The sequence below is a fragment of the Pseudonocardia lacus genome (assembly GCF_018531445.1).
Lineage (GTDB): Bacteria > Actinomycetota > Actinomycetes > Mycobacteriales > Pseudonocardiaceae > Pseudonocardia > Pseudonocardia lacus.
In genome coordinates, this window is record NZ_JAHDTH010000304.1 from 1 (window position 1) to 6,443 (window position 6,443).

The following is a 6,443-nucleotide window of genomic DNA, read 5'->3' on the forward strand; positions in this document are numbered from 1 at the left end:
GGTCGCCCGGCCCGAGCCGGTGGTGGCGCCGCTGCCGCTGGACCCGTCGGCCCCGACGCTGGTCGTGGCCGGGCACGGCGGTCCGCCGGTGCGCACCGACGCGCCGGTGGTGGCCGAGCCGACCTCCCCGGCGTGGCCGGGGGCGGTGCGCGGCGGCCCGTGGCTGCTCGACCGGCCCGACCTGCGTCCCGCGCAGGTGGTGGTGGTCGGCCGGCCCACGCTGCACCGGCCGGTGCAGCGCCTGCTGGCCGACCCGGAGGTCGACGTCTACGCCGTCACCGACGGCCGCGACCCGCACGGCTGGCCCGACGTCGCCGGCAGCGTGCGCGCGGTCGGCGCCCTCCCGGAACTGGTGCCCGACGCCGGCTGGCTGCACCGCTGGAAGGTGGCCGACGCGGCCGCCGTGGCCGCGCTCGACCGCGGCATCGACGGGCCGTCGGCTCCGGTCGGGCTGGTGCTGGCCAGGGCGCTCGTCCCGGCCCTGCCCGACGGCGCCCAGCTGGTGCTGGGCTCGTCGAACCCGGTGCGCGACGTGTCGCTGGGCGCCGTGCCGCGCCCGGGGCTGCGCGTGCTGTCCAACCGGGGGGTCGCCGGCATCGACGGCACGGTGTCGACCGCCCTCGGCGCCGCGCTCGCCCACCCGGGCCCCACGATCGCCCTGCTGGGCGACCTCACGTTGCTGCACGACACCACGGGTCTTGTGGTCGGCCCCGACGAGCCGGTGCCCGACCTGACGATGGTCGTGCTCAACGACCGCGGGGGCGGCATCTTCCACCTGCTCGAACAGGGCGCCCCCGAGCACGCGGGCGCGTTCGAGCGGGTCTTCGGCACCCCGCACCGGGTCGACCTGGCGGCGCTGGCCGCGGCGACCGGTGTGCGCCACCACCGGGCCCGCGACGTCGACGATCTGGTGGACGAGCTCACCCGTCCGGTCAGGGGGGTGCGGCTGCTGGAACTGGCGGCGGAGCGCAGCGAGCTACGAGGATCGCACGAACTGCTGCGAACGGCCGTACGTGATGCGGTGGACAGTGCAATGTCGGATGTCACCGGCTAGGCCGATCGGTCACCGGTCGCGTTCGCACGGTAACGGCGTCGGACGTATGGGCGACAATGAGCGCGGAGCTCCCCAGCACCCGACCGGTCGCCGCACCACCGGTCGCTCCCGTTCCGTCGAGGTGTCGCCGTGACCAGCAGCGCCGCCGGGCCCACCCGCCCGACCGTCCCGTGGAGCGAGCTGCGGATGCCGGCCGTCGAGTCGGTGGCCCAGCTCGCGCTGGTCGTCGTCGCGCTGGTCGCCACCGGCTGGCACGACCCGTCCGGCTGGACCGGGCGCACCACCGGGGTCCTGGTGTTCGCGGCCGCCATCGGCGCCGCCCTGCTGCTGGCCACCGGCGGCTTCGTCAGCGACAACCGCCGGGCCGTGCGGATGGCCGCCGCCGTCGCCGTCTTCGCCGGCACCGTGCTGCTGCCGGCCGCGGCGGGCCTCCCGCCCGCCTCCGGCATGTGGGCGCTCGTCTCCGACGTCGCGCTGCTGGGTGTGATCGGCTTCCTGGTGCTCGCGGTCCGCGCCTCGGCCGACCGCCGCGGCGACCGGATCGCCGCCGCGGTGGTCGGCGTCGTGGTCGCGGTGGCCACCGCCGCGCTGTCGGTCGTCGCCGCCACGGTCCCGGCGCCTCCCCCTTCCGACACCCTGCTGACCTCGGCCGACCTCGTCGTCTGGTCCGGCACCGGGGCCGCGGCGCTCGTCGTGTTCATCGCCGGCGCGGTCGCCGACCGGGCGCTGCTGCGCGGCACGGCGCTCGCCTTCGCCACCCTCGCCGCGGCGAACGCGGTGCGCATCGCCGCCGGCCAGGAGGCCGCCGCGGCGGCCGTCGCCGGGCTGCAGCTGGCCGCCGTCGCGATGCTGCTCGGGGTGGCCGTGCGGTTCGTCCGCGCCGAGGTCCGCACCGTCGTCGAGCGCCGGTCCCGGCTGGTCGGGGCCGAGGCCGCCGTCGTCGCCGCCAGCGAGCGCGAGCACGAGCTGCGCCAGCTGGCCGCCGGGCTGGCCGGGGCGGCCGGCGTGCTCTCCCGCGACGGCGCCGTGCCCGGCCCGGAGGACCGCAGGCTGCTCGCCGCGGCCGGCGCCGAGTTCGAGCGGATGCGCGAGCTGCTCGGCGGCGAGCCGGGGCCCTCGCGCGGCGAGATCGGCACCGTCCTGCGCGACCTGGCCGCCGTGCACCGCGCCAACGGGCTCGACGTCAACGTCGAGGTCGACGGCGACGCCCGCGCCGCCGTCGACGTCGGGCTGCTGGCGAGGGTCCTGACCAACGTCCTGGTCAACTGCGCCGAGCACGCTCCCGGCGCGCGCGTCTGGCTGCGCGCCAGCCCGGCGGAGGGCCGGCTGCGCGTCGAGGTCGTCGACGACGGCGCCGACCCGGCCCCCGAGTCCGTCGCCGCGCTCGTGCAGCGCGGCGGCCGCGGCCCCCGCCCGGCCGCCTCCGCCCTCGGCCTGGCGATCAGCGCCGGGCTGGCCGAGCGCCACCGCGGCGAGCTCACCGTCACCACGGTCGACCCGGCCGACGGGTCGGGCGCCGGCGGCTGCATCGCCGTCCTGGAGCTGCCGGTCGCGGACGAGCGGGTCGACCCGTGAGGGTGCGGGGCTCGACCGTCCTGGTGGTCGACGACCAGGCCCTGGTCGCCTGCTCGATCGCGCTGGCGCTGCGCGGATACGGGATGTCCGCGGCCGCCGTGCCACCGGCCAGGGTCGGCGAGCTGGCCGAGCGGCACGCCCCGGCCGGCGGCCTCGTCCTGCTCGACCTCGACCGGGCCACCGAGCCCGTCGCGGTCGTCACGGCCCTGTGCCGGGCCGGCTGGCGGGTCCTGCTGGTCACCGGCACGGCCGCCGAGACGGCCGTCGCCCTCGCCGTGGCCGCCGGCGCGTGCGGCCGCGTCCACAAGTCCCGCCCCCTGGAGGACCTGGTCCGCGTCGCGACCCTGGTCGCGGGCGGCCGGCCGGTCATGACCGACGACGAGCGCTCCCGCCTGCGCGCCGTCGCCGAGGCCGCCCAGCTCGCCGACCGCCGCGACCGCGACCGCTGGAGCCGGCTCACCCCGCGCGAGCGCGAGATCGTCGACCGGATCGCCGCCGGCCGTCGCCCCGCGGCCATCGCCGACGAGTTCGTCGTCTCGCTGGCCACGGTGCGCAGCCACATCCGCTCGATCCTGGCGAAGCTGGGGGTGGGCTCGCAGCTGGAGGTGGCGGCGCTCGCCCGGGCCCGGACCCCGTAACCCCGTCGAGAACGACGTTGTCGTGATCAACAGGCCCTGTTGATCACGACAAGTTCGTTCTCGACGGCGGGTCAGGAGCCGCGGACGCCCTCCAGCGCGTCGCGGAACGCGGCCAGCTTCGCCGCGGCCTCCCGCACCTCGGTGTCCGGGTCGGAGTCGGCGACCACGCCGCAGCCGGCGAACAACCGGGCAACCGGGCCGTCCAGCTGGGCGCAGCGCAGGGCGATGCCGAGCTCGCCGTCGCCGTCGCCGTCCACCCAGCCCACCGGCCCGGCGTAGCGGCCGCGGTCCATGCCCTCCAGCTCGGCGATCAGCGCCACCGCCGCCTCCCGGGGCGTGCCGCCGACGGCCGCCGTGGGGTGCACCGCCTCGGCCAGGCGCAGCAGGCCGGCCGGCTCGTCCGCGTGCAGGGTGCCGCTGACGTCGGTGGACAGGTGCGAGACGTTGCGCAGGGAGATCACGTCGGGGGTGTCGGGGACGTCGAGCCGCGCGCACAGCGGGCGCAGCGCGGTGGCCAGCGAGTCGACGGCGAGCTGGTGCTCGTGGCGGTCCTTCGCCGAGTCGAGCAGCCGGCGGGCCAGTGCCGCGGCGTCGGCGCCGCGGCCGTCGGCGTCGGGCCAGAGCGTGCCGGCCAGCACCCGGGACCGCACGCTCCGCCCGCCGGTGCGGCTGATCAGCATCTCGGGTGTCGCGCCGACCAACCCGTCGACCGAGAACGTCCAGCACGTGGGGTACCGCTCGGCCAGCCCGCCCAGCAGGAACCGGGCGTCCAGCGGGGCGTCGGCGACGGCCAGCAGGTCGTGGGCGAGCGCGGCCTTCTCCAGCTCGCCGCCGCGCATGCGGCGCACGGCGTCGGCGACGGCGACCCGGTAGCCGGCCACCGGCAGGTGGCCGTCGGCGTAGCGGACGGTGCCGGTGCGCCGCACGGGGCTGACCGCGCGCACGGGGGGCCGGTCGTCGCCGGAGAACTCGCTGACCCAGGCCCGGTCGCCGCGCCGCCCCACCACGACCCGCGGCACCACGAGCGCGGAGCCCGCGGACTCGGCGGCGAAGGTGAAGCTGGCGAACGCGACCGGTCCGGACCCGGGCTCGTCGACCTCGTCGTGCACGTCGAGGCGCTGTGTGAACGAGCGCCACCAGGCGTCGGCGCGGGCGAACCGGTCGGGGCCGGTGGCCGTGAAGCGGGCGACCTCACCCCACCCGACCAGGCCGTCGCCGTCGCGGACCCAGCACAGCGGGGCGTCGTCGGGGAGCAGGTCGAGCAGCCGGCCGGGGTCGTCGACGGGGCGCGTCCGCACCCGCAACGATGTCGGTAGCGGCGCGATCGTCACCCTTGCGAGAGTAGGAGCCCCGACCGGCGGATGCCCGCCCGGCCGGGGAGGCGCGGGACACAGCCGCGCCGTCGATACGATCGGCCGATGAGCAGCGGCACCCCGGACGCGCCGCCCGACCGGCCCACGGTCCGGGCCGTCGACGAGCTGGCCGACCTGCTGCGCCCCGCCCTGCGGCACACGAGCCGCCGGCTGCCCGAGGTCGTCGCGGGACTGGCGGTGCTGGCCGCGCTGGTGTCGGTGCTGGCGCTGGTCGGCGCCTGGATCGACGACCGCACCATCGCCGCCAACCCCGCCATCGCGCAGGCCGAGGTGCTCGACGGCTCGTCGTTCGCCCGCACGCTCGTGCGGTTCACGGTGGCCAACGGCGAGGCCGTGGTGCCGGAGCTGGGCGTGTACTACCCGCGTGGGCTGGAGGTCGGCCAGACGGTGGCCGTCGAGTACGACGTCACGAACCCCGAGCACGTCCGGGTGGCGGGGCGCAGCGTCCTGGACGGGGTGCTGCCGCTGCTGCTGATGACCGCGGGCTCGTGGGTGCTGCTGGTGCCCACGGCGGTGTGGCTGCGCAGGCGGCGCGCCCGGGCGAACCCCGCCGTCTGACGGGGTCGGCGGCGGTGCCCGTCGGTAGCGTGGATGCCGTGACCCGCGCCGGCCTGGACCGCAACCCGCACGACGTCGCCGCGATGTTCGACGGCGTGGCCCGCCGCTACGACCTGACGAACACGGTGCTCACCGGCGGCCTCGACCGCCGGTGGCGGGCGCTCACCCGGGAGTCGCTGCGGGTCGGGCCGGGCGATCGGGTGCTCGACCTCGCCGCCGGCACCGGGGTCTCGTCGGCCGAGATCGGGCGCTCCGGCGCGTGGTGCGTCGCGGCCGACTTCTCGCTGGGCATGCTGCGCGCCGGGGCGTGGCGCGGGGTGCCGATGGCGGCGGCGGACGCGCTGCACCTGCCGTTCGCCGATGCCGCGTTCGACGCCGTGTGCATCTCGTTCGGCCTGCGCAACGTCGTCGACATCGACCGCGCCCTCGCCGAGATGGCCCGGGTCGCCAGGCCCGGGGCCCGGCTCGTGGTGTGCGAGTTCTCGCAGCCGGTGTGGGCGCCGTTCCGGGCGGCCTTCCACACCGGCCTGAGCACGGTGCTGCCCGCGGTGGCCGCGCGCGTCTCCAGCAACCCGAGGGCGTACAGCTACCTGGGCGAGAGCATCCGGTCGTGGGACTCGCAGCCCGAGCTGGCCCGCCGGATCGGGGCCGCCGGGTGGCGGGAGGTCGCCTGGCGCAACCTCGTCGGCGGCGCCGTGGCCCTGCACCGCGGCGTCCGCTGAGCCGTTCCGTCCTCGTCACGCACACCTGGCTGCTGCGGCGCACATGTCGTGACACGTGCGTGGCGACCCCAGGTGTGCGCGACCCGGCGGACGCTGCTCAGAGCCGGCCGCGGCTCACCGCGCGGTGTCCCCGTCCGCGCGTCCCTCGGCCTCCCAGCGGTTCCGCACCGCCACCGGTACCAGCAGGTTCGCCAGCCACCGCCGCAGCGCGGGCGGCCGCACGACGGTCACCGCGGCGGTGATGACGGCCGACAGCAGGATGATCCGCACCAGCGCGGAGCCGCCGGCGAGCATCGGGGCGATGATGGTCTCGAAGGCGGCGGTGAAGAGCACGACCACGCCCGCGGTCAGGACCAGCGACGCCACCCGCGACTCCTGCGTGTCCGGTGCGAGGGGGCCGGGGGCGGTGCTGCGGGCCGGGGCGGTCGCGGCGGGTTGCGGGGCTGCGGGGAGAACCGGGCGGGGGGCGGGTTCTTCGCGGCGCCGCTCCGCCGGGGGCGGACCGGCCTGGCGTGGCGGGGCG

At 77.6% G+C, this 6,443-nt stretch carries 6 protein-coding genes and 1 pseudogene; 5 read left to right on the plus strand and 2 right to left on the minus strand.

The genetic code is table 11. The features are described 5' to 3' along the window. From KIK08_RS36235 to KIK08_RS42100, 3 genes are all read left to right on the plus strand, one after another. Positions 1 to 1,054: thiamine pyrophosphate-dependent enzyme (locus tag KIK08_RS36235; protein ID WP_250558529.1), on the plus strand; the 1,054-nt coding region annotated here is incomplete at its 5' end. Between the two features lie 129 nt (positions 1,055 to 1,183). After that, entirely contained in the window at positions 1,184 to 2,629 is a 1,446-nt protein-coding gene (locus tag KIK08_RS42095) for a sensor histidine kinase (protein WP_214407839.1), read from the plus strand. Further along, on the plus strand, positions 2,626 to 3,267 hold the full coding sequence (locus KIK08_RS42100; protein WP_214407840.1) for a response regulator transcription factor: 642 nt from the start codon (positions 2,626 to 2,628) through the stop codon (positions 3,265 to 3,267). The genes KIK08_RS42095 and KIK08_RS42100 overlap by 4 nt, the downstream gene beginning before the upstream one ends. Positions 3,268 to 3,338: 71 nt before the next feature. Here KIK08_RS42100 and KIK08_RS36250 read toward each other — a convergent pair whose 3' ends face one another. Next, positions 3,339 to 4,598, minus strand: a complete 1,260-nt coding sequence (locus KIK08_RS36250) for an isochorismate synthase (protein WP_214407841.1) — start codon at positions 4,596 to 4,598, stop codon at positions 3,339 to 3,341. Between the two features lie 87 nt (positions 4,599 to 4,685). Here KIK08_RS36250 and KIK08_RS36255 point away from each other — a divergent pair, with 87 nt between their 5' ends. Both KIK08_RS36255 and KIK08_RS36260 read left to right on the plus strand, forming a co-directional pair. After that, complete coding sequence (locus KIK08_RS36255) at positions 4,686 to 5,198, plus strand: DUF3592 domain-containing protein (RefSeq protein ID WP_214407842.1); 513 nt, start codon at positions 4,686 to 4,688, stop codon at positions 5,196 to 5,198. A gap of 38 nt (positions 5,199 to 5,236) precedes the next feature. Beyond that, positions 5,237 to 5,920, plus strand: coding sequence for a demethylmenaquinone methyltransferase (locus tag KIK08_RS36260; RefSeq protein ID WP_214407843.1), 684 nt, complete (start codon positions 5,237 to 5,239; stop codon positions 5,918 to 5,920). Between the two features lie 114 nt (positions 5,921 to 6,034). On the opposite strand, the pseudogene KIK08_RS36265 reads toward KIK08_RS36260, so the two are convergent. Beyond that, positions 6,035 to 6,443, minus strand: a pseudogene (locus KIK08_RS36265) (hypothetical protein); the annotation flags it as partial.